The 23,454-nt window shown below is 31.8% G+C and carries 26 protein-coding genes and 1 pseudogene; 1 reads left to right on the forward strand and 26 read right to left on the reverse strand.

Annotated features, from left to right (window positions below):
• Positions 1–325: 325 nt before the first annotated feature.
• The 6 genes from ACQKM9_RS19645 to ACQKM9_RS19670 form a co-directional block, all read right to left on the reverse strand.
• Positions 326–1,456, reverse strand: a complete 1,131-nt coding sequence (locus ACQKM9_RS19645; RefSeq protein ID WP_427736069.1) for a hypothetical protein — start codon at positions 1,454–1,456, stop codon at positions 326–328.
• 9 nt (positions 1,457–1,465) lie between these two features.
• A complete protein-coding gene (locus ACQKM9_RS19650) occupies positions 1,466–1,747 on the reverse strand; it encodes a hypothetical protein (RefSeq protein WP_427736070.1) in 282 nt (93 codons plus the stop codon).
• A 72-nt stretch (positions 1,748–1,819) separates the two neighbouring features.
• Positions 1,820–2,260 carry a terpene synthase gene (locus tag ACQKM9_RS19655; RefSeq protein WP_427736095.1) on the reverse strand — a complete coding sequence of 147 codons (441 nt, stop codon included), beginning with the start codon at positions 2,258–2,260 and terminating at the stop codon, positions 1,820–1,822.
• 265 nt (positions 2,261–2,525) lie between these two features.
• Positions 2,526–3,269 carry a UDP-N-acetylmuramyl pentapeptide phosphotransferase gene (locus ACQKM9_RS19660; RefSeq protein WP_427736071.1) on the reverse strand — a complete coding sequence of 248 codons (744 nt, stop codon included), beginning with the start codon at positions 3,267–3,269 and terminating at the stop codon, positions 2,526–2,528.
• A gap of 115 nt (positions 3,270–3,384) precedes the next feature.
• Positions 3,385–3,735: a hypothetical protein gene (locus ACQKM9_RS19665; protein ID WP_427736072.1), complete on the reverse strand. Its 351-nt coding sequence runs from the start codon at positions 3,733–3,735 to the stop codon at positions 3,385–3,387.
• Positions 3,736–4,202: 467 nt separating this feature from the next.
• On the reverse strand, positions 4,203–5,078 hold the full coding sequence (locus tag ACQKM9_RS19670; protein WP_427736073.1) for a DMT family transporter: 876 nt from the start codon (positions 5,076–5,078) through the stop codon (positions 4,203–4,205).
• Positions 5,079–5,420: 342 nt separating this feature from the next.
• Between ACQKM9_RS19670 and ACQKM9_RS19675 the strand changes: the two are divergent.
• Positions 5,421–5,705 (forward strand): annotated as a pseudogene (locus ACQKM9_RS19675) (GntR family transcriptional regulator); the annotation flags it as partial.
• Positions 5,706–6,105: 400 nt separating this feature from the next.
• Here the strand turns inward: ACQKM9_RS19675 and ACQKM9_RS19680 are convergent.
• The 20 genes from ACQKM9_RS19680 to ACQKM9_RS19775 form a co-directional block, all read right to left on the reverse strand.
• Positions 6,106–6,666 (reverse strand): hypothetical protein, encoded by a 561-nt coding sequence (locus ACQKM9_RS19680; protein WP_427736074.1) that lies wholly within the window; start codon positions 6,664–6,666, stop codon positions 6,106–6,108.
• Between the two features lie 162 nt (positions 6,667–6,828).
• Positions 6,829–7,257 (reverse strand): NUDIX hydrolase, encoded by a 429-nt coding sequence (locus ACQKM9_RS19685; RefSeq protein WP_427736075.1) that lies wholly within the window; start codon positions 7,255–7,257, stop codon positions 6,829–6,831.
• A 208-nt stretch (positions 7,258–7,465) separates the two neighbouring features.
• A complete protein-coding gene (locus ACQKM9_RS19690; protein WP_427736076.1) occupies positions 7,466–8,497 on the reverse strand; it encodes an alpha/beta fold hydrolase in 1,032 nt (343 codons plus the stop codon).
• A 470-nt stretch (positions 8,498–8,967) separates the two neighbouring features.
• The gene (locus ACQKM9_RS19695) at positions 8,968–9,642 is read right to left on the reverse strand and encodes a response regulator (protein ID WP_427736077.1); all 675 of its coding nucleotides are present in this window, start codon (positions 9,640–9,642) and stop codon (positions 8,968–8,970) included.
• The gene (locus ACQKM9_RS19700) at positions 9,639–10,823 is read right to left on the reverse strand and encodes a sensor histidine kinase (RefSeq protein ID WP_427736078.1); all 1,185 of its coding nucleotides are present in this window, start codon (positions 10,821–10,823) and stop codon (positions 9,639–9,641) included. The genes ACQKM9_RS19695 and ACQKM9_RS19700 overlap by 4 nt, the downstream gene beginning before the upstream one ends.
• A gap of 449 nt (positions 10,824–11,272) precedes the next feature.
• A complete protein-coding gene (locus ACQKM9_RS19705) occupies positions 11,273–12,268 on the reverse strand; it encodes a linear amide C-N hydrolase (RefSeq protein WP_427736079.1) in 996 nt (331 codons plus the stop codon).
• Between the two features lie 281 nt (positions 12,269–12,549).
• A complete protein-coding gene (locus ACQKM9_RS19710; protein ID WP_427736080.1) occupies positions 12,550–12,765 on the reverse strand; it encodes a hypothetical protein in 216 nt (71 codons plus the stop codon).
• A gap of 201 nt (positions 12,766–12,966) precedes the next feature.
• The gene (locus ACQKM9_RS19715) at positions 12,967–13,368 is read right to left on the reverse strand and encodes a hypothetical protein (RefSeq protein ID WP_427736081.1); all 402 of its coding nucleotides are present in this window, start codon (positions 13,366–13,368) and stop codon (positions 12,967–12,969) included.
• Between the two features lie 480 nt (positions 13,369–13,848).
• Entirely contained in the window at positions 13,849–14,061 is a 213-nt protein-coding gene (locus ACQKM9_RS19720) for a glycosyl transferase (RefSeq protein ID WP_390392455.1), read from the reverse strand.
• A gap of 116 nt (positions 14,062–14,177) precedes the next feature.
• The gene (locus ACQKM9_RS19725; protein WP_427736082.1) at positions 14,178–14,639 is read right to left on the reverse strand and encodes an NUDIX domain-containing protein; all 462 of its coding nucleotides are present in this window, start codon (positions 14,637–14,639) and stop codon (positions 14,178–14,180) included.
• Positions 14,640–14,722: 83 nt separating this feature from the next.
• The gene (locus ACQKM9_RS19730) at positions 14,723–15,553 is read right to left on the reverse strand and encodes a GNAT family N-acetyltransferase (RefSeq protein WP_427736084.1); all 831 of its coding nucleotides are present in this window, start codon (positions 15,551–15,553) and stop codon (positions 14,723–14,725) included.
• Positions 15,554–15,791: 238 nt separating this feature from the next.
• Positions 15,792–16,559 carry a hypothetical protein gene (locus ACQKM9_RS19735; RefSeq protein ID WP_427736085.1) on the reverse strand — a complete coding sequence of 256 codons (768 nt, stop codon included), beginning with the start codon at positions 16,557–16,559 and terminating at the stop codon, positions 15,792–15,794.
• Between the two features lie 200 nt (positions 16,560–16,759).
• Positions 16,760–17,575 (reverse strand): lipid II flippase Amj family protein, encoded by an 816-nt coding sequence (locus tag ACQKM9_RS19740; RefSeq protein WP_427736087.1) that lies wholly within the window; start codon positions 17,573–17,575, stop codon positions 16,760–16,762.
• Positions 17,576–17,793: 218 nt separating this feature from the next.
• Positions 17,794–18,426, reverse strand: coding sequence for a histidine phosphatase family protein (locus ACQKM9_RS19745; RefSeq protein ID WP_427736088.1), 633 nt, complete (start codon positions 18,424–18,426; stop codon positions 17,794–17,796).
• A gap of 146 nt (positions 18,427–18,572) precedes the next feature.
• On the reverse strand, positions 18,573–18,998 hold the full coding sequence (locus ACQKM9_RS19750) for a hypothetical protein (protein WP_427736089.1): 426 nt from the start codon (positions 18,996–18,998) through the stop codon (positions 18,573–18,575).
• A 280-nt stretch (positions 18,999–19,278) separates the two neighbouring features.
• Positions 19,279–19,569, reverse strand: coding sequence for a hypothetical protein (locus ACQKM9_RS19755; RefSeq protein ID WP_427736090.1), 291 nt, complete (start codon positions 19,567–19,569; stop codon positions 19,279–19,281).
• 293 nt (positions 19,570–19,862) lie between these two features.
• Positions 19,863–20,078 (reverse strand): hypothetical protein, encoded by a 216-nt coding sequence (locus ACQKM9_RS19760; RefSeq protein ID WP_427736091.1) that lies wholly within the window; start codon positions 20,076–20,078, stop codon positions 19,863–19,865.
• A gap of 79 nt (positions 20,079–20,157) precedes the next feature.
• Complete coding sequence (locus ACQKM9_RS19765; RefSeq protein ID WP_427736092.1) at positions 20,158–20,796, reverse strand: CPBP family intramembrane glutamic endopeptidase; 639 nt, start codon at positions 20,794–20,796, stop codon at positions 20,158–20,160.
• A gap of 370 nt (positions 20,797–21,166) precedes the next feature.
• Positions 21,167–22,297, reverse strand: a complete 1,131-nt coding sequence (gene dnaN, locus ACQKM9_RS19770; protein ID WP_427736093.1) for a DNA polymerase III subunit beta — start codon at positions 22,295–22,297, stop codon at positions 21,167–21,169.
• A 520-nt stretch (positions 22,298–22,817) separates the two neighbouring features.
• Positions 22,818–23,276: a GNAT family N-acetyltransferase gene (locus ACQKM9_RS19775; protein WP_427736094.1), complete on the reverse strand. Its 459-nt coding sequence runs from the start codon at positions 23,274–23,276 to the stop codon at positions 22,818–22,820.
• Between the last annotated feature and the right edge of the window lie 178 nt (positions 23,277–23,454).

Consider the following 23,454-nt stretch of genomic DNA (forward strand, 5'->3'; position numbering starts at 1 on the left):
ATTTCGACACAAGCTCTGGACGGTGTTCCATACCAGATAATTGATGCTGCCATAACTAAATTGATGAGCATCTGGGATACATTGTCTACTAGCTAAGCCAAGCGTTTAGAGGCTTTTTGAAGTTAAACTAAATGGCGGGCAACTTGGTTTAAAACACAAAATTTGATTAAAAATGTATTTTAAATGTTAACTTTTCTATTAAATAGAGCTTCAACGGACTTGTTCAACTGCATTACTTGTACATGCACACCTTATAGGATAAAAATGAAAAAACCTTTGAGTGATTGTTCATTAAACAAGAAGCTCGATTTAATACATAAATACACTATTCTTTCCAGTTTAGATTTTCCACATGCCAATCGACAATCTGGTTTGGGTGGATAGAGTTTTTTTGTTTTGTGACAAACTCCAATCCATATAGAGGTCCGTTGGTAACCACTAATAAGTCTTCTTCATTTTTCATTTGAATTTCATCATTAAATTTTCTTTTATTAAAGCTTGAAATCTTATACGTTTTATTTTGAGAGAAAATCAAACCTTTTCCATCATATCCCGCACCTGTGTCATCTTCATTAGCATCTAATAGCTTAATTTTATTTGACTCAGTGTTCAAAAGAAGCAATCCTTCAGGTGAGTTGTGAATGGTATATTCAAAAAATGCTACAATTTCATCATCAACCGGTTTTAAATGTCCAATAAATTGAAATTGTGTTTTATAAGTTTCCAGTTTTCCACTCTTTAAATCTAAATTTTTGATGATTGCTTTATCATCGTATTTCCTATTATCTATATACCACATTTTATTTTCTGAAAAACAGAGTGACTCATTTGGATAATGGACTGTTTGTATTGTATCAATTTTCTTTTGATTACCAGTAACAATATCATAGCCAATAATTGTTGCAGAATATGTACCTAATTTCATTGTGTCACTCTCATTGTTACTCGGCTCTTGGTTTACGATTTTTGTGTTGTCTTCCTCTATCCAATAAATTGTTTGATTTTTAATGAAGGCCGCATTAATATTTCGCTTCTCCGAATCTTTATACGTTTTAATGACCTTTTCCTTTTTAATATCGTAAATCACCAATTCATTTAAATAGTCAACACCATTATTATCTAACCATATAACATATTGGTCATTTGCGGTTATATTACGAACCCCTCCCCCTTTGAACTTTGTATCATAAATCTGCTTTGTTTCGCCATCCTTCTTGTCAACTTGAAGTACTTTTCCTAACATAGTTTCATCCTTCATAATTGACGTAAAGAAGTGTCGTTTTGTATTTGCTACATTGAAAAGTGAATACTCGTCACTGGTCGTATAAGTAGTACGATCTTTATGATGATTAATGGCAAATGAAATTTCCGTATTAGACTTTTTGGAGTAATATATATATACACTTATACTCATAACTAAAATAATAATGGCGAAAATAAATTTATTTTTTTTCATAATTCTCCTCTAATAGATGAAGACCGGATTTGGACTACTTAAGTTTTTTTCGTACATTGCTTTTGTCAATGTTCCTTTTTTTCCTTTTCCAGTGCCAATAGGTTCCCACCATTTTGTAAAATGTTTACCATTTGTATCATATAAATAAGCTTGATGTTCATCAGCTACCTTCTTTACTGATCCAACAGTTAAGTAGTGACCTGATTTTATATTAGGGTTAACATTTTTATAACCATCTAAATAATACTGATGAACCAACACAATAGGTGCATTTGATTTTTTCTTTAACACACCATCTAATCTAGTTACAACTTTATTTGCTGCATCATTTCCAAATTCTTTTAATATACCAGTTTATTGACATTATTCTTGAGATAAATACAACCAATTTTTTTCATCAATTGATTGGATTTTATACTTTGAACCAACTATATCTAACATTCTTTGATAAGTTTTAATATCCCAAGAATCGTCCACATGTTCATATAAGTCTTTTTTTATAAATTCTTGAGTAATATAGTTTGTTACAGAACTAGTGTTAACTAATTCTCCAAAAAACTGTCTTAACATAATCGAATCCTCTTTTTCTAAAGGTTCATCTGATAGGAGATAAATTCTAAATACATTAACAATTTCATTTATATCTTCGTCATCTAAAAAACAAAGTGGCTCTAACTTTTTATCTTCCTCTGTAAAGGGTCCTCTAGTATCTTCAATAATGACATACGCCAGCATTTTGTTATCTTTAAAGAAACGAAAAACTTCTAAATCTCGTAATCTTAGTTTTCTATCGATCGAAATCATTTTTTTCACCTATCCCAATATGAATTTATGACCTGCAGTAATATCTATACATAATCTTCAGTCTAAACAGATTCCCCTTCTGAAACTATAAAAAACAGATATTTTCTTATTGAACTAACCTGCTCCTTCAGTACGCCTAATGTGTCAAATGCGACATAAAACCTCTACTTCTCTTATTGAATTTAGTTGAATAAAAAAGAGCTGTCTGAACAGCTCAAAGGTCTTATTACTAAACAACCCGTTAGTTGAACAAGCACTTTAGTTTCTAAATAAAGCGATATTTACGTGAAGATTGTGTGATAACCAAAATAATCGTTAAACCAACAACTAGATACCACATTATTTTAAAAGGAACTATGAATATTAATACACCAAATAATATAGCTGTTAAAGTACTAACTGTAATTGATTGTACACTCGTAAATTTATCTTTAATAAAATAAAATAAAGTGAATGGTAGTGCTAAAGTAAATATCGGAATATAAATTGTTATAATAGATGTTTTAATGAGGGAAATTGAAAGTACTGCTATTATGAAACCTATTGACGTAGTAAGCGTTCTTCCTACAAATGCTTTACATGAAAAATAGCCGTATAGCAGAATAAATATAATAGTTAAACTAGCACAAATTCCCGTTATTAAAACAAATGAATGGCCTATGAAGAAAGCTGACATTGAGAAACAAACTAAAGAAACGAATGGCAACAGCAATATTGAAGGATTTTGCGCTTTTTCTATATTCATTATATTTGTAAAACCTACAAGAAATAATAAAGTAAATGGAATCGTCAAATATCCTAATTCGATGTGATTACCTAGATTAATATGACTAACCTCAAGTTTGCCGACCATTATTATAACAAGTGATGCATAAACTTGACCAATCAACCCCCAAATGCTTGATAAATTAAAAGCTTGAGTAAGCTTATTCGTAATTACTATTGAAACGATGCCAATTAATAAAGATAAATATAACAAATTTTCCCATCCCAAAATAATCTTTTTCATTTTTCGATATTTACTAAATTATGTATACACCATGTTCCACTATCCTGCTCGTTAGTTCAATAAGAAAAAGAGTTACCTAAGCAACCTTTGATCTTCAACAAAAGCCCCCGTTAGCTTAATAAGGAACTGCCTTCTTTTTATTTTTGATTAGATACATTACCCACCAAACAAGTAGATATAAAAAAGCAATGATTACAAAAATAGACCAGAAAGAACCTTGTTGTAATTGAGTAACTAAATGTTCAAACTCGTTAACTCCTTTTTCTCTCCCGATACTGTTTGCAAAGCTAATTATCGGAACACTTACTGCAAAAACGATAGTAATAACGGATAAACTTACCATTTTCATTCGAATAACATTAAAAATTGCAGTTCCAAACGTCGTTATTAAAAATAAGTAGTAAATTATCCAAAACCATTTTGGTAGACTCTCCCAATACATTTTTCCACCCCGTTCAATTTTCAATTAATTTCACTCTTAAATCCAAGTGAGGAGATTAAAAATTTCTACACTAATTTAAGTAAACTTCGCCTTTACTTTTAAACGTCTGATATGAACATAGGTTCCAATTATAAATAATTTTTCCATAATGAGTAAACGAAAATCCGATTCTGCTTATTGAACTAACCTGCCCCTTTAGTTCAATAAGCAAAAAAGAGCTGCATATGCAACTCAATGATCTTCAAGGAAAGCACCCCGTTAGTTGAATAAGCACTGTTAAACTTTTTCATATCTACCCAATTTCTTGATGGATTTAGGAACGGAACTATATGTTATAGATTTCTTTTTAAAGACGCACGTCTTGTTTTCCCCCTAATTCCACTTAGTAGGAGTCTCGTCAGATTTATGCGGATTTACAATGTCCATTAAATGCTTTCCCAATCTCGCTTTGGGGACCTCTGTGCTGTTTAATAAAAATAGAGCTGAAAATTCTAAGGTTCACGGGTTACTTTTTTTGCTAATGCAATGTAAGCCCCTAACATAGCTAGTATTATTCCTATAATCAGATTAATAGAAAGAGTTGATTCCCCCATCATAACGCTGGCAAAGCCTCCAATCGCCGGGAACATTGCAACCATATAACTACTTTCAGCAGCACCCACATTTTTAATCAAATATAAATAAAATAACCACGCTACAAATGAAGCTAAAATAGCTAAATAGAGTAATCCAATCCAATAATTTATAGAACTTGGTAAACTAATGTCTTTTCCACTTACTAACGTTATCAGTGTAATTAAAATAATTGCTGAAAACATTCCAATGGTGTTAGCTGTAATCGGCTCAATTTTCTTTTTATTATTATAATAAGACAAGGTATCACCAACTGAAGTGATAACCGTTCCAACGAAAGCCAAAATAATTCCTAAAATAAAGTTTGAAGAAATAGTATGAATATCTGAATATAAAATAATGATTACGCTTAGTAAGCCTAGCGAACCTCCTAGGTATATTTTACGTTCTAGTTTTGTTTTAAAAACTATGCTTAGAAAAATAGGTGTGATAATAGCTTTTAAAGAGAAGATTAACGTTACTAAAGCAGCCGTACTATAAATCGTACCGTAGTAAAGTAATAAATAGCTTATTGCAAAGTTACAGACGCCGAAGCCAATAACTGTTAAAAAGTTAACATTTTCTTTTAGAATCTTTATTTTCTTTATCTTCAACAATATGTAGAAAAGAACAAATGCAATAATTGATCTGTATAATAATGATGCTTCTAGTGGAGCTTCTGTTCCTTGAATTTTAACGGCTATAAAATTCAATCCCCATATAAGCATACATGCTATGTACATAAAATAATTCAAGTAAACCATTTCCTTTATATATAAGAATCGTATTCTAAAAATCTCAATAAACCCTCGATATACATTACATAATATTCCATATTATAATATAGAATGTAGCGATACGAAATTATTTTAAATATAACAAAAATTAAGCTGTGTATTAGTAATCTTTTGTTTCGTTTTAGTCCTCAACTTGAATTTTCACATCCATTCGCTCCATAAAACTCACAAACCAAAGCCCCTTATTCCTTTCCATTTTTTAATATGTCCATGACAATTCACGTTATTGCTATACTGATTTAAGCAGTTCATGACATTATTTCAAGTATGTTTTCAAAAAAATAAAGAAGAGGGATTAGCATGCAGATTATTATTTCCAACAGTCCAAAGGAGCCGATTTATGAACAAATTACGAGTCAAGTTAAGTCGTCTATTTTAGCAGGTGAACTACAGGAGGGGGCAGCAATACCTTCTATGCGTAACCTCGCAAAGGATTTACAAATTAGTGTTATAACGACGAAACGTGCCTATGAAGAATTGGAGAAGGCGGGCTTTATCTATTCCATTGTCGGGAAAGGTTCTTTTGTCGCAGAGCAAAATTTAGAGGCTATAAGAGAGAAGAAGCTAAAGGTCATTGAGGAGCAATAGTTGCTTTGTATCTGTTGCTTCAAGAACGTACCACTTTCCCTTTTTATACTTATTGGAATCCTGGCACATATATATATTCATCATATGGCAGATTATCTCCCCAAACATCATAGCCCATCTTATAAATTTCTATCATATCCTCTTTTGTTGCTTCCCTAATTTTTTTCAAAGTACCTCTCCTTGCTTTATACGGTTTATACATTCTTTTCGACATTAAGGTTATCAAGACCTCTATTCTAATTGTGCTAAACGGCCCCTTTAATTGAATAAAAAAAAGCTGTCTGGACAGCTCGACGAATTTGTACTAAAGCACCCGCTAGTTTAAGAAGAACAGAGACGCTTATTAAACAATCGCGTCCGTTTGTAAAAACCTTCCGATTTTATTTTTTGGTCACAATTAGAGCCCTTTTCTATAACCAAAAAACACGTATCCACTCAGACATAACTGAAGAACGCTCAAAACTAAAAACGGACCATTTACTATATATGATTCCTCTAAAATAATGCGCTGAAAAATCAAGCTAAACAAGAAAACTGCTCCCATAATGGCAGATACATACCACGAACTGTTATGCCTTTTTTTAAAACTAAACACCGCCGCTAGTATGTTACCCAGTCCAAATATGATAATTGCAAGAACCCCAGGCATAACCCAACTATCAAAAGGGAGCCTGGATGCCCAACTATCAGGATATTCCTCAGCAAAGATTCCACTACTTGACATCACCATTTGGACTCCGAACCAAATTGCACCTGTCGCCAAAAACAAATCATAAATGCCCAACATTCTTGCTCTTATTGTTTGCTTCATCTTTTTTACCCCCCATAGTTTTCTTAAAAACCTCCTGCGATATTCAACAATCTGGACCCATTGTTGAACGCAAGTTAAATTAATCTGCCCCTTTACTTTAATACGTTTCAAACATACTAAAGTTCCAATTTTATATAAATTTTCCATATAAAATTATCTAATATCCATTTTCTCTTATTGAACTAATCTGTCCCGTTAGTTCAATAAGAAAAAAAGAGCTGCCTAGGCAACTCAATGATCTTTAAGTAAAGCACCCGTTAGTTGAACAATAGCTATCTTTTAAAGGCAATAAATTTATTATTGTACTTCTTACACTATAAGCTTTAATATACCGTCTTTGTACTCAAATAAATAATCATTCTCTTTTTCTAACAGAACAGGTAAGTACTGAAATACCATTTCAGCAACCCCTAAGTTATTCGGGTTAATTATCCAATCTATTTGTTTCCAATCGAGAATCCCTTCTCTTGTTTTTTGTATGGGTTCATTCCCTAATGTCGCATCTACTTCGAATAAGTACACATATAACCCATCTTTTTCCCCATCACTTTTATTCCATGTAATTACACCTTTTGAGTAATATTTGTTTACTTGGATACCTGTTTCCTCAAACACTTCACGTATTGCACCTTCATCAGCTTTTTCTCCTGCTTCATATTTACCGCCTACCCCGTTCCACACACCCATAATTGGTGGCTTTTCACGATTCAGCATTAGGATTCGGTCATTACTTTTCAAAAAACATACATTATATTTAAACACGACATCATCTCCACAATTAAATTAATTCATTATACTTCAACTAATATTGAACTAATTGCCCCGTTAGTTCAATAAAGAAAAAAGAGCTGCATATGCAACTCAATGATCTTCAAGTAAAGCACTCCTTAGTTTAAGTACAATTCTTCACACTCTCTCTTTCAAGGTAAGAAAAAAACTACCCTATTTATTTTAAAAATGTATCGCACATCCATTCATAAAATTTTTCCTTCTCTTCAAATTGTGGATAATGCGCTGATTGCTCAAAAGTAATAAATTCTTTTTTATTGGCTTCAATCATATCAAAATATTTTTTTGCTTCATTTGACGTAGTCATATAATCATATTTACCCATAACAAAATAAACCGGTAATTCAAGTTTCGTTTCGTTAGTAGGTAATGAATTTTTTAATATGTCCTCTAACAAAAACTTCTGAGAATAGGCCAACCCACGATTATAACGGATTAGATCTAATAAGTTATACTCACTACTGAGTAATATACCTAAGTTATCTCCATCGGGGTTATTAATGAGTCTGACACTTCCGCCATATTTCATAACATAATTCCGTGGGGTAAACATATCGCCATTTTTAATTTTTTCAGTTAACCCTTGTAAATATAAAACATCATCCGTATTGCCAGCTTTTTGAGCCTGCTTAATAACGTAGTTTAAACTTTCAATCTCGCTTTCTACTTGATTACTCATTTGTCCAATACCAATATATGCTTCATACTTCTCAGGAGCTTTATGGGCAGCCTGCGTGCCAATATATGTACCATAAGAATGACCAATTAGTATTACTTTTTCTTTGCCGAGCCGTTCTGATATATAATTCGTCAAAGCCAATAAGTCCTCCACCAGTAAGTCTGACGAAAGATTAGAATAGTCCTCAAAAAAATGATAGGATTTTCCACTTGCTCGCTGATCGTAATTAACAACCGTAAATTTAGTTTCCAGTAAGTCTTGGTATTTTTCTGCATATGGTATTTCCGAGCATCCAGGTCCTCCATGGACAAAAATTATAACAGGATTATCCTTATCAGTGCCACGTATCATTATTCCATGATTACTTCCATTTATCTCTACTTGTTCTAATGCACTTATACTGTTATCACCTTTTATATGCGAAGTCCAAGTAGGGTAAAAAAGTGCTATGATTAGTCCTATTATAATAATGGCTCCGATATATTTTATTAGCTTCTTTATGGTTTTCATCTGTTCTTCCCTTTCTTCTCATTTTTTTGTAAGTTGAATTGTCGAATCTTTATTTACGTCTTCTCCAACTTCATCAAAAATACATACTGTATTGATTTGAGCATGCTTTTTGACATCTATTATTAATTTTATTTCCAGACGTGTTGATTAATTGATTTTTACCATTACTATTAAAGTAGAAAGTTGATTTCCCTAACTAACATGCCTGTTTCATTTCATATTTCCACTCTACAGATGAAAGGTCATATACTGTAGTGTCAATAAGTCATTTATAAGTCATAACTATTTTGAAAAAATGACTAATTATGAAGATTGGCTATAATCTAATAGGCGATCCACGTAAGATTTTTTGAATGGTGGACCTTATGAATTGCCCATGATGTAAACAAATTCAAAATAACATTCCAGTTCGTTGCAATTAAAAAAGAGTGAAGACAAAGTTAATTTGACTTTGTCCACACTCTCTTACTTCAATATTTCTTATCTTCTATAAGACTCTCTTCCATTGCTTTCATAATAGCTGAGGATCTGTTTTTAACATTTAATTTCGAATAAATGTTAGAGACATAATTTTTCACAGTTCCTACTGAAAGAAACATCTTTTCTGAAATGTCTTTATTGGATAATCTTTGAGTTAAACATTTTAATACTTTTAATTCTTGATTATTTAATTCATATGGGTTTTTCATAGAGTTATGGTCAAGTTGTTTCGAGTGTTCGTTTTTAGTTAATTGTATCTGACCAAACACCTCTTTTGCTAATTGTTGAGGAATGAGGGAACCTCCGTGATACACCATTTTAATTCCCTGAACCAAAAATTCAGGATCAACAGCCTTTAATATGTAACCCTCTGCACCAGCATTTAAGGCATTCAAAACGTGTGTAACATCTTGAAAAGTAGTAAGTATAATAATTTTTATATTGGGCCATCGTTTTTTAATTTCTTCTGTCGCCTTTACACCATCCATCACCGGCATTTGAATATCCATTAGAAGAATATCAATATTTTCCCTTTCACATAAAGCAATGGCCTTCTCTCCATTTTCCGCAGTTCCAATAATCTCAATATCAGAAATGCTTTCAATTACAATTTTTAAGCTCTTTCTTAAAATCTCTTGATCTTCGACGATTGCCGCTTTTATCATGATAATGACACTTCCTTTGCCGTAGGTATGTGACACGTTATCCTCATACCAGCATTCAATTTCGAATAAAATTCCACTGTACCTGCCAATGCCGATATTCGATCTTTCATTGAACGTAAGCCAAACCCTAAATGCAATTCACTAAAGCCCATTCCATTATCTTCAATAAGAACAATCAATTCTTCTTGATTAAACGAAATAGTTACATTAATAATGGTAGCCTGCCCATGTTTTTTCGCATTTGTAAGCCCTTCTTGTATACAACGAATAATGGCAAACTTTATCCTTTCGCCTACTTTGGTCGCTTCTCCTTCGACAATCAGTTTTATATCCGTTGATGTATGTTTCATAAAATCAACAATCAATTCTTGCACAGATTCAATAAGTGTTTGATGAGTCATGGGCGACATCTGGTGAATTGTCTTTCTCACATCATGCAATCCATCTCGTGCTAAATCCGAAATCTCTTTTATACTTTTTTCTGCTTCTATTTTATCTGCCCGATATAGAAAAGGAAGAGCATCTAAACTCGTTATGACTGATGTGAAAATATGGCCTACTGTATCATGCAAATCTTGTGAAACTCTATTTCGTTCTTCCTTAATCGTCAGTTCCTCAATCTTTTTTGAGTAATATTCCAAGTCCTCGTTTTTTTCCTCAATAGAAGCAATTAACGTTTTATTGGCGTTATTGACAATGGTCATTCTTCCTAAACATAACCCGATACCATAAAAAATAGTTGTATCAATGAAGCGAGCAAAGAAACCCTCATCAGCGAAGAGATCGCCGGCCAATGTGCCAGCAAAAAAAATAGAAATATATAAGAAAGGTCCTAACCAAATTAACGGCTTCACTTGACAAGCATAAGCTACAGTAAGCATAGGCCAGAATAGAAAACCGTAAGTCTCTGATATTTCATATTGGATCGATAGGTAAATAAACGCTGAACCCGTTAGCAATACCTCGGCAAATACATACTTTGGGAATTTTATAAGCCCGGGCCTATAAAATAGGTGAGGTATTATGTATAAACTACTAGCCCACAAAAGTAAAATCCACTTGTTCAAACCTGTCGTACCTATGAATATCAAGTAGCCAATATTCGTAATCCATATTGTACGAATGAGAAATAGAACATAGTCCAACCAATGCCATTTCCTTTGTTCCCTTACTGCATTCATACTTTTATATCCCCCAACTTCCGCGTCTATACCATCATTCCTAAAATTACTTTGCCATTCTCGTTCGTATAATTGATTATGTTTAGTTTATCTTCAAGGGAGAAACTTGTATAGTTCTTCTTTAAAGCTTCCAGGCATAATAATGATATTTTCCCACCCAAAATGTAATCACTTCAATACTTTTTTGAGAGATTTAGCAATAATATCAATATTTCTATTAAAGCACCCTTTAGTTTAAGTACATTATTTCACAAACTTACTTTGAATTAATATGAACATTCTTTACAGGAATGCTGCCCCTTTAGTGAAATAAAAAAGAGCTGCCTAAACAGCTCAAAGATACTCTAAACTCTATGCTACTTTTTGCACCTCCATTTCTTATTGTAATAATGTACCTCGATAGTTCTATAAGATATTGGAATAAGGTTCCATACTTATTGTTTGGCTAACTAAGAAAATGAATCAGGGTAGCGAGCTAAAAATTGAATCATTTCATCTGAAATTTCCCATTTAAATATTGCAGTCAGTGTTGGGTTTCTAAAAAATGAATTCACAGCATTATGATTAAATTCTGTATTGTAAGTTTCAAATTGTTCAGTAACATTTTTTGCTCTAAGGCGCTGAAGATCGACAGATTGAGAAAGTGATCCATTGGCAAAATCAAAATCAACCATTTTTATAGTTTTTCTCTCGGTATTTCGGTTGGTATAAGCATGAACTTCCATTCGGTTAATATCATACACAAGACTAAAGACTGTATCCTCACGCTTTGCAGAGTTTAATACTTCGAAAGCAAAATCAATTACATCGACATGATTTGAATTTTCTTGCATTCTTTTCGAAACTGTTAATAGTCGTTGCATTGAGTTCTTCTGATATTCATCACAATCAGACCAATTTGTTTTTCCACTCTCGATTTCTTTCAACGCTTCCTCATAAGGGGAATTTACCATTATAGGAATAACCAGGTCCCCTTTGTATAAGGTCATTTTTCCATTTAAAAATTCTATTATTGCTCGATTTCCACTTCTATCTGCAATCAGATAGTGTAATTTAGAAGTACTCTGGTCAATCCGAATGGACGGGGCTGCTTCCAGGACTTCTTGAACTGTACTACATGTATCTAACAAATATTGAATCCATTGTAACTCGTTTATCGCAGGACGTACGTCAGAAGCAGGATATTCAGTTTGCCAAAGAGTGGTCTGTTCCACAACAAGACCTTTTTCATTAATACCGCCATTCGGATTTTCTTTTCCTATCTGTGAAACGGTCAAACTTCCAAAAGCAGAGACCCAAGAAGCTGGGTGAGTGGGTGGCATCATTAAAGCAGTCTTTCGAACACCACGTTGGTTTGTAAATAAATAAACCCCATCGTAGATCACATCTTGATTCTTACAAACAAAATAGTCACCGTTTTGTTTGATTTGAAAAGCTGTACTCATGTATTTTCCTCCTTCGAATTTAGTAATTGTTCAAGTAAGAAATAATTTCCGTTTTCCATTTGATCTAAAAAAGTTTCGCAAATTCTACAGGTTTGTTCCTTGTTTTGACTAACTATGGTATCAAACCTACTAATTAGGATATACTTTTCTTTTTCTGTTTGAAGAAAAACTAATTTTTCACGATACTCTTCAATTTCAACTTCGTTCTCACCTTCATCTAACTTTTGATTAAGGAAAAGAATTTGAATATCAATCTTCTTTTCTTGTGTTAGTTCTTGTAATTAATTTTTTTCATCGATTAATAAATTTGCCTCAATCTTAAAATACTCAGCTAAAGATTGTAGCCTCTCCTTAGGAACAGGACGACGCTTTTTAACCCAATCAGAAAATTGTTGTGGAGTAATCCCTGCAGCCCTACATACATTAACATACGAAACTTGATTGATTAGAGCCAAGTATTGTAAGACTGTTATTGATTCTTGAGAATTCATTTTCATCTTAATCACCTCATGACATAATATATGTCATTCATAACATCGACGTATATTATGTCAATTAGAATTTTGAATTTTTGAAATATTTTTGTTCCACTTTCTCAAAAAATTGAAATAAACCAGGTTATGAACTAACCTGCCTCGTTAGTTCAAAAAGAAAAAGGCTCTACTCCTTATTGAAGTAAAGCGCCCGTTAGTAAAAAATCATTTGTTTATTAAAGTAAAATCTTCGCTATTTCCATTCCAATCTACTTTTATTACTAACTCATCTTTTACAGTTGTAGATTGGCTATTCGAGACCGATAATTTATATATATATATGCCTTCTTTATTTAAAGATGCATCATTCTGACTAAAATCAAATACTCCGTTATTTTTTGTTTCAACATAGTAACTAAAAGCTTCAATATCATGAATGCTATGCCCTTTGTAGTTTATCTGAATTTGATATGTTTCGTCTCCGTCAGTCTGATTAACAGTTACTTTAGAGGACCAATTTTCACCCTCTCCAACAAACATTAAATCATTCTCATTTGCTTGACATGCAAACAATAATAGGATTACCAAAAAAATAGTTGCTAAAGTTAATTTTTTGACAGAAATCACACCCCTCAATCAATTAGTTTTATCACAACTTCCGTAATACCTTTATTCACTAAACTGCCCTTTAGTTGAATAAAAAAAGAGCCGTTTAGACAGCTCATAGAACTTCCACTCAAGCACCCGTTAGTTCATTAAGAATTCGGTTAGAATAAATTCAGTTATCTTTTCTGCGAAGCATCTTTATAATAAGTGCGAAAATAACTATACCAGTTAAAGAACCCACAGCGTATGACCAAGAAAAGTAATCAAAGATAAAGTAAATTATTAACATACTAACAAAATATCCTGCTGAAAAACCTATTAAATATTTTATCAATTTCACTTCCCTCTTCTCTCAAAATATTACATATACTTTATCATAAAACATGTGTTTCTTGTTCAACTTTCCTGCCCCTTTAGTTCAATAAGAAAAAAAGAGCTGCAGATGCAACTCAATGATCTTCAAGTAAAGCACCCGTTAGTCTAAGTATGATTCTTCACAAACTAATATTTATCTCTCAAGATATTTAATAATCCAACACTAAATATTAAAGTACCCACTAACATAAATGAATGTATGAATCCATTTAATATGGGAACATATTCTCCAGTTAAGTTTTCATTAGAATACACTACTTTAATTGAGAAATATCCTAAAGGTGTGCTTAAAATTATTACGATTAGCCCCAATATGAAATACCACACTTGATTCTTCACAAACTATTCCCCCTTTTATAGTGAATTATTGAACTAACCTACCCCGTTAGTTGAATAAAAGAAGAGTTGTCTGAACAACTTAAAGACCTTCTACTAAAGACCTTGTTAATAACAAGTTAATTTATATCTCCAAGATAAACTGGTGAATTTTCACCAGTTAAATATCCAATTATATATTTTCTTAACTCCTTTGGGTATAGCCTGTAATTTAATAAATCCTCAATACGAATCCACTCAACACCTACCTGATGATTATCAGGATTTGTTGGTTTTATTGGAATTTCAGTTCTGCTTAGCTGACATAAAAAATAATATTCTATTTGATGAACGACTAAATCAAATTCAGCGTATTCATGATTTTTCCCTATATACTCCCTGATATGTAATAATTCTTGGATATCTATATTAAGCCCAATTTCTTCCATACAATCTCTTTTTAAAGTGGTATGGAATGTTTCACCATAGTCTTGTCCTCCACCAGGACAAAGAAAAAAATACCCCTCGTCATCTTGGTTTTTAGTTAATAATATTTTTTCCCCATCCAAAATAATTGCCTTTACTGAGTTTCTAACTTTCATGTCTTTCCCTCCTTTCTTTTTTCTATATCCAAATTATAGCATTTCTTAATCAACTAGCCTGCCCCGTTAGTTCAATAAAAAAATCACTCGAGAAGGAAATAATACCCTATATAATTAAATACGTTTCTGAATCCTATATTTTCTGCAACTGCAATAGACGGCTTATTCACCTCCATACAATCCCAATACGGAACCAGATTACTTTCTAAGCAATCTTTTACAACACTATGGGCTAATTTTTGAGCTAATTTTTTTCCTTGATACTCCTCTAAAGTTTCAATACTTATACAGTGTACATTTCCAACGACAAAACCTGAAAAACAAACACTTACAATTTCATTTTTGTAAACAATACAATAACCAATACCATCATTAAAGAAACTCTCAGGTGAAGCCCAAAACTCTAAAATTTTAGAGTGTAAAAATTCAATGTTTTTTATTGGACCATCATTATTATCAAAGAAAGTATCAGAGATTTTTACAACTTCATATCCTTGTTCAATAGCAGGTTCATTGGTAGCTTTATAATCAACTTTATGTACTTCATAAACCCGCTGATTCCAGCTTCCTAACTTACGGTGTTCAAACACTTTTTCGATAGTCTTATTCCATTTTGTGTGGTTACCAATTCCTTCAAAGCAATTTAATCGGACTTTCTTTGCTTCTGGTATGATCACTCTATCAATAAAATTGTTTAATTCATTATTAAACGCTTCATTTTCTGCATTTCCAATAAAGAGAAATCCATCATTATTCCCTAACCAAACGAATCCAGAGGTAGGGGAAACGATATTATCTACAAATACACGACCAGGATTAACTCCTTCAATTACCGCTTTTATTTCCAATTGCCCCTTTTCATTTACTATATCTCTACACTTATAAAAATCATTTTTATTTAATTCAGAAATCATACGCTATTTCTCCTCCCTAAACATTTCCAATCTAATTCTACCACAATTAACAATATATCCCTTATCCAATTAAACTGCCCCGTTAGTTGAAGAATAAAAAGTATTGCTTTAGCACAATCATAAAAAACTGACTATCCATACACTATTCTGCAAAATTGTCACTCTTGTAGTATAAAAAAACGCTTTACTCTTAACTGGAGTAAGCGTTTTTTTGGTTTTTCCCATTCATCAGCAAATTTCAATAAAAAAATTCTATAATTTTCTCCGAATTAAATTCTTTTATAAAGTTGTTTATATCTAGTTTAGTATATGCATCTAATGACTCGTCATTTTTCTCATCATAATTTTGAATGATTGTTGTAAAAGTTCTGTCTTTAATTTGGATGTCAGAAGCAGCAATACTATACATTTTTCCGTTATTTTTTACTTTTTGATTTGCAATTAACTTCCAATCTCCCAAAGATTCAATCTCCACTTTATCTGAATCTTCCACTATTCCTTCTGATTTAAAGTTTTTTTCTAATTCTAATTCTTCTATACTTCCTTCGAAAATTGAAATAAAGAAAGTAGTATTACCTTTTTTAACATTTAAATAAATTGATTTCAAACCATATTCTTGTTCCTTCATATTTTTTACTTCGTCAATCTTTTCGACATTAGATTTTAATTTTTCTTCGCTGTAGGGTAAATAATATACTTTCTCATCTATCAAATTGTAAGAGTTGTCCAAAAATCCTTCTTTAACTTTGTTAACTTCCACTTTTGACATATTCCGTTCAAGATTATAACTAAGCTCAATCTCATTTGTTACATTTGAAGTGAAAGTTTGATATTCTCCAAAATCCAGCTTTTCCTTATGGACTTTAAGCTCTTGTAGTAAATCAGAATTTGAGATTTTAGGTCTTTCTATCACAGTTTTAAGATTTTCTTCTGAGCACCCACCGATGATTGGGATAATCATAATTGTAAGTAATAACAAACAATAATGAATATATTTAGATTTCAAATATAGACCTCCTTTTTAAAATTATAACATAATTTAAAAATATCAGAATATTATTGAAAATCGAAACCACTCGGGTTTATGCTCAATTAAGCGGGAGACATAGAAAAGAGTTTTATCAAAAGTACTTTTAAATAATAAAGGGCAACGTCCATATGACGCTGCCCTTTTTACTAAAGCTACCCGTTAGTTAAATAACAAAATTAAATCCACTCAGCAAACCAAGCAACGTAATATGCAGCAGGAATAAACAATAATTGTGCCAATATTGTTCCAAAAAATTTTGAGCTAATCATCGTTAATGAGTAACTCTTTAAAAAAACATAATCACATTGCTTTTTCATTACTCTATCTGCTAAAACTGAAGCTTTTGGGTCTATAAATAATGTCAGTAAAATAGTTGCAACTCCATTAATAATTCCAGAGGACATTAATGCTGCCTGCCCATAACCTTCTGGGACTAACATGGTTGCATATAAAGAAGACAAAACTCCAATTGTAAAAACTGCGGAGACAATGACATTAAAAACAAATAACCGTTTCGGTATTGTCTTTAGTGTAATGCCCTGCAAGTATGTCAATTTAGGTACTCGAAAACACATAATAATTTTTTTAATACCTTTAATGTTAAATTGCTTTAAAAATGTTGAAACTACCGAACCTCTTTCATTAGATAATTGAATAATTGCTCTTGAAAAAATGTTAATAAAGGTAGGAAATAAAAGTATACCAAGCAATACACCAAGAGATGTTACCCCAATTAAAATCCTATACTGGTCTTCTATAAAGCCTAATTTGTTTAAATCTGGTGCCTCTGCGATAAGTTTAGCTGTTAATGGTTGTTGAATCATTGTTGAAAATCTTGAAACAATCACTAAAGTACTAAACAATGATATAGCAGTTGCAATTAATTTTACCCTTGTACCTGAAATCCGAGTAGAATAGGCTAAAGTTTCAATCGCAGTAATGATTAGTAAGAATAAAGCTATTGCAACTACTTTACTTGTAATTAACTCCATACACACCCCTCCAAAAATAATTATCTCCATTAAATTAGATTATAGCCAAAATTCAAAATATAGTTTTTCGATTTAAATATTCAACTCATTTTAAATCTAAAATTTGACGAAAGATATGGAATAATGTTTCGCGTTTAATTGAGCTAACCTGCCCCTTTAGTTCAATAAGAAAAAAAGAGCTGCATATGCAACTCAATGATCTTCAAGTAAAGCACCCGTTAGTTTAATAAATCAAAATGAGATGTATCATTAAATTTATTTACAGCATTTTGCTGAAAACTATTTTGACTCAGAATTGTAACCCCACCTACTGATGAAGAAAAATAAGCGTTAACAATCATTTCTGGCTCAAATTTCATCCACCAAGCAAGTATATAACCTAAAGTTCCTCCGTGAGTGACAATCATTAGATTTTTGGTCTTTTCAGATTCATATATCCTATCCATACAACTACAAACTCGACTATAAAATTCTCGCCAACTTTCACCATCTTGAAATTCCTGATAATCTAAATCAAATCCATTTCTTGTTCTTGGATTTCTATTTTCTCTTGCCCAATCCTTTGTCTTTCCTGCCGCAACACCAGTATTTATTTCACGCAGACTTTTATCTTTAATAACATCTAAACCTAATTCTCTACCTACTATTTCTGCTGTTTGTAACGCTCTAAGTAAGTCCGAAGAATACAGAACATAATCATCATTACTATCTACCAATTCTTTTAATTTTCTGCCTAATGTTTTTGCTTGTTTTCTACCAAATTCAGTTAAAGGAGTATCAGTCCATCCACCTGACATATTATTAATATGATGCTCCGACTGACAATGCTGTATCAAGATAATCTTGCCCATTCAATTGACCACCTTTATGAAATTTTTACTGCCTTCAATGTTATTTTACTTCAACTAAACTGCTTCGTTAGTTCAATAAAGAAAAAAGAGCTGTATATACAACTCAATGATTTTCAAGTAAAGCACCCGTTAGTGAAAAATCATAATTAAGGCTTACTATTTTTTTCCGTGGCATTCTTTAAAATCTTGAAGAAATCACTATCATTTTCGATTGTATAGTATTCGTGCGTATCAATGATACTTAGTGATTTTTTATCTGAAACAGCATACATTGCATATCCTGTATTTAATGTAATATTTATTCGGTAATCGTAATCACTTGAACCATCTGTTACTCTTTTAAATTTTGCATTTTTAAAAGCTTCTATAAGTTCCTGTTGCGTTTCTTCTGGAATTTCAATTGATGAGAATATATCCTCTGTTTCTAAATCGATACTTTCAATGCTTACAAATGGGTTTTCTGCATTTAAATCAGCATAATCCCCTAATACATCTGATGCAGAATAAGTCCTATTAGCAAAGATAATGATACCCACCATAATAAGCAATAAAGCTACAATTATGATTCCCATTTTTTTAGAATCCCTCAATATTATCTCCATATTGACACCTTCTTTTTTTATTCTTATTGAACTAACCTGCCCCTTTAGTTGAAGAAAAAAAGAGCCTTTGTTCTTTTTAAAAAAAGTTTGATCAAAAACGACACTAAATCTGTTGTTTAATAGCAAATAGAAAGAATCCATTTTGAAAGTAGATTGATCAAAATGGATTCTTATTCTGTAGATTTAAGTTGCTAATTTATTAAGAAGTTTGCTCATTTTCTAACTGTTGTTCACAATCCCAGTCGATTTCTTAATCCCCTAAAGTTATTTTTTCTTCTTTCTTAAAGATACCAACCAAAAACAATACAAGTCCTATTATGAAAATAATAGGAAAAATATAAACCATGATCAATGCTGACCAACCATCTCTAACAATTACTGCATAAGTTAATCCTATTGAAAAAGCTAAAGATGGAGAAATTGGTAACATAAGAGCAATGCCCCACACCTTATATTTTAATCCTTTCGACTTGCCTACACTAAGTTGATAAGCGATAAAAGCACCTATCAATGCAATGAAATAACCTATGCCAATCGCCATTCTTAACCCCCTTAATTGTTAAAACCAGTATAACCTCATCCCAAATTGTTCCTCCGTTAAATAGCCCGTTTGCTGAACTTAGGATTTCTGCATATCAATTAAATTGTATCAAACTTTTTTTGGGATTATCTTACTTTTTTAAAAAATGATCAAACTGTATTTCAAAGCCACAGTCGTCTGAACAGCTCAATGTACTTTAACTAAGCCCCTCAGTTCAATAAAATGTATTATAAGAAAAACGTAAAAGGATAGAAAATATAATAATCATCCACATTATGGACTAAAAAACTCCATCAAGGATATGTTATACCGCATATCACGATTGAAGTGATGATAGGTACCACATAAGACTTGTGTTTTTTATATAACCCAAGATTCACAGCTATTCCAATCAACAATACAAAAATTGTAGGTAATACTACATATAAACCAACTGAAAAACCGCCAAGAAAACTGATGAAGTAAAGTAAAAAAGCAAAAATATAAAACCTAATTGCCATCTTCGTCATTGGTTTCACGACCTCCATTTACCTACTTATTAAACTATCCTGCCTCGTTAGTTGAATAAAAAAGAGCTGTCTGAACAGCTCAGTGATCTTCAAGTAAAGCACCAATTAAAGCTACGCTTGATGAAAATAGATTCCATAAGATATGAAGAGTAATTGGAACTAACAATCTGTTAGTTTGATAATAACTGTAAGTATAAACGATTGATAACCAGAATAATAAAGGAAAACTTGGTAAAGTCATATGCCACCCTGCGAAGATTACTGAGGTGAAAATAATACTTAATAAAATAGTGAATTTCTTTGAAAATGAGGCAAATATAATTCTTCTGAATATTAACTCTTCTAATATCGGTGCTATAAAAACAAAGGGAATAACTATCAAAGGGATAGCTTGTGTCATTTTCGAAGAATTAGATACTTCAGACTTGTAAAACAAAGGTGTTATTGTAGCAATGACTATAAAACCAACTATCGCAATAAAAAACCATTTGATAATTGCATATATTGATTGTTTAACCGTTGATTTTCTTTTTTCAAATACCATTAGTTTTATATCGTCTCTCAATAAATATAAAGTTATTAACAATAACAATGGGGAAAGAGTAAAATTAAGTATAATCACTAAACTTCTCGGATTATTAAATATCAAAGTGATTACATCACCTAAAATTACTACTCCAAAGTAAATTATCAATGCATATACATGATTTTGTTTCATTTATACCTCCACTCAACCATAATAGATATGCTTTATAATAAAAAAATTCCATCTTCTTCTAAACTGATTCGTTTAATTCAAGAAAAAAGTTCCACCCCCCAGACTTGAAGTAAAGCACGCCTTTCGCTCTGTAATTTACATATATTAACTTATTCAACACAATCATAAAAAAACCTTCTTACACTAACCTGCTGCGTTAGTTCAATAAGAAAAAAGAGCTGCCTAGGCAACTCAATGATCTTCAAGTAAAGCACCCGGTAGTTTAAGTACATCTGTTCACAAACTTTTTTATTTATTTATCAAAATATATCAAAGCTAGTTTCATTCATTACAGGAATGCTGCCCCGTTAGTTCAATAAGAACCCGGTCTTCAATATGTACGTACTGGTGAAATCAGATGAAGGAATGAAGAATTGTCAATAGGTTCAATTAAAATTGGTCTCATTGGACCACCAAAATCCATTCTTATCTCTTCTTCTTTTATTACCTTTAAGGCTTCCTTCAAAAAACTTCCATCAATTGAAATACTTAAGTCAGTCTCACCATTAATCGTCTTAATAGTTAGAGTTTCTTCTATTTTCCCTATTTCTGAGGAGTTTGAGGAAATTTTTATTTTTGTACCATCCATGATTTCTAAATATACATTGTTATTTTTCCATTCGCTTGCAAAAAGACAAGCTCTATCAATACCCTTTAATAGTTGATTTGTATTGAGAGTAATTATTGTCTTCGAATCATTTGGCAATAATCCTGAAACATTAGGATAATTACCATCAATTAACCTTAAAAAAAGTGAGATAGTATTTGATTTAAATACCATATAGCTGTCCATTACAAACACATTTATTACACCGGGTTCATTATTAATTAACTTGGTAAGCTCATTTAGGCTTGTACCTGGAACAATGAATGAGCCATTTACACTTGATTCTATTGAAAGCTCTCTTAACGCTAAACGTTGGGAATTAGTTGCAACACAAGTAAGTTGGTTATCTTTGAATGACATATTCACTCCTGTCAAGGCAGGTCTAGACTCACTCTTTGAGACCGCAAACACAGTTTGTTCAATAATTTCAATTAATTCAACACTAGGAATTTCGATATTTTCGGCTTCGTCAATTTGAGGAAGACTTGGATACTCCTCGGCACTAAATCCGTTTAGGTTGGTAATAATTTCATTGGATTGAATGGTAACTAATTTTTTTTCGTTTACTTTTAAATGTATTTCATTTGGTAATTTCTTAACAATTCCACTTAAATATTTAGCAGAAATAACAACACTACCTGTATTATAAACTTCCAATACTTTTACTCCATCTATCGTTAAAGGAATAACTTTTTCAATAACAATATCAGAATTGCTTCCGACAAGAATTAAGCAATTATCATAAGCAGTCATTTTAATACCTGTCAAAATTGGGAATGGTGTTTTTAAAGATACCGCTTTATTAACCTCTGAAATTGCATTTTTAAAACATTCATTATCTATTGTAAATTCCATAAAAATTCACCTCGTTTTAATCGTTAGTGAAACTAATTCGACAAAATACTAAAAAAATCCTGTTTCTTGTTCAACTAACCTGCTCCTTTAGTTGAATAAAAAAAAGAGCTGTTTGAACAGCTCATGGATTTTGTACTAAAGCACCCCGTTAGTTTAATAAGAAGAGCGACGCTTATTAAACAATCGCGCCCTTTAACGAAACTAAACAGCTATGAAAAACAGGGAAAATAAAGTTAGTATTATCACAATCAATGATAGGATTCTTCCTATTTTTGATCCCCAATCGCTTTTAAACTTGTAACCAACAATCAATGCTGATATATAAAAAACAAGCGCATAAAAAGTTGTATAATGTAGTCCCGTATTCCCCATTGACCAAGGACTTAATCCGATAAATTTCAGTATTTGATCTCCAAAAGCCCCGTGTTTACCAAATGAAAAGGAATACAACAAACTTTTAGAAAACAGCCTCAAATTATAAAAATCACTGCAGATGTCTCCTCAAAACTATTCTAGAGTATTAAAGAGTTTTATACATATTTATACCTGCTATTTGGAAACCTAATGTGTTGTATAACTTAATTGCCTTACGGTTTGTTCCAAAGACGTGTAATTTAAAATACAATATTTTTTTCAATGATAAATATTCTTCAATTTCTTCCATAACTTTTGTACCTATGCCTTTTGAACGACATTCATCAAATATATAAATCTCATATAAAAATGCACTTTTTTTGGTTTCATCTATTTTTAACCAAACGTAACCATATCGTTCATTTTCATTCACAATATTATAAAATTCATGTAGTTCTGTATGAAATCCATTTGGCAAATACTCTTGCAGCTGTTTCTTTGCTCGTACTGCAGCAGGTTCTGTAACTTCAAACGTATGTTCAGCTAAAGTTTCTGCAAATCGCTTTTCTTTATCTAAAAGATATTCGTTAAACTCATTTCCATTCATTTTCTTTACATACTGCATAGCGTCCTCCTATTGAAAATACTCCTTACCCTTAAAGTTAATAATACCTGATATAAGACTCTCTTGGACATTAATCAAAAACCTGAATCGGCTACACTAAGTTGGACATAAAAAATAAGGGCTAGTACACTTAGACTACCAACTTAAAGGAGCGTGCTATTATGTCACGTCAACGTCG

This window comes from Viridibacillus sp. NPDC093762, from assembly GCF_050279675.1.
Taxonomy (GTDB): Bacteria; Bacillota; Bacilli; order Bacillales_A; family Planococcaceae; genus Viridibacillus.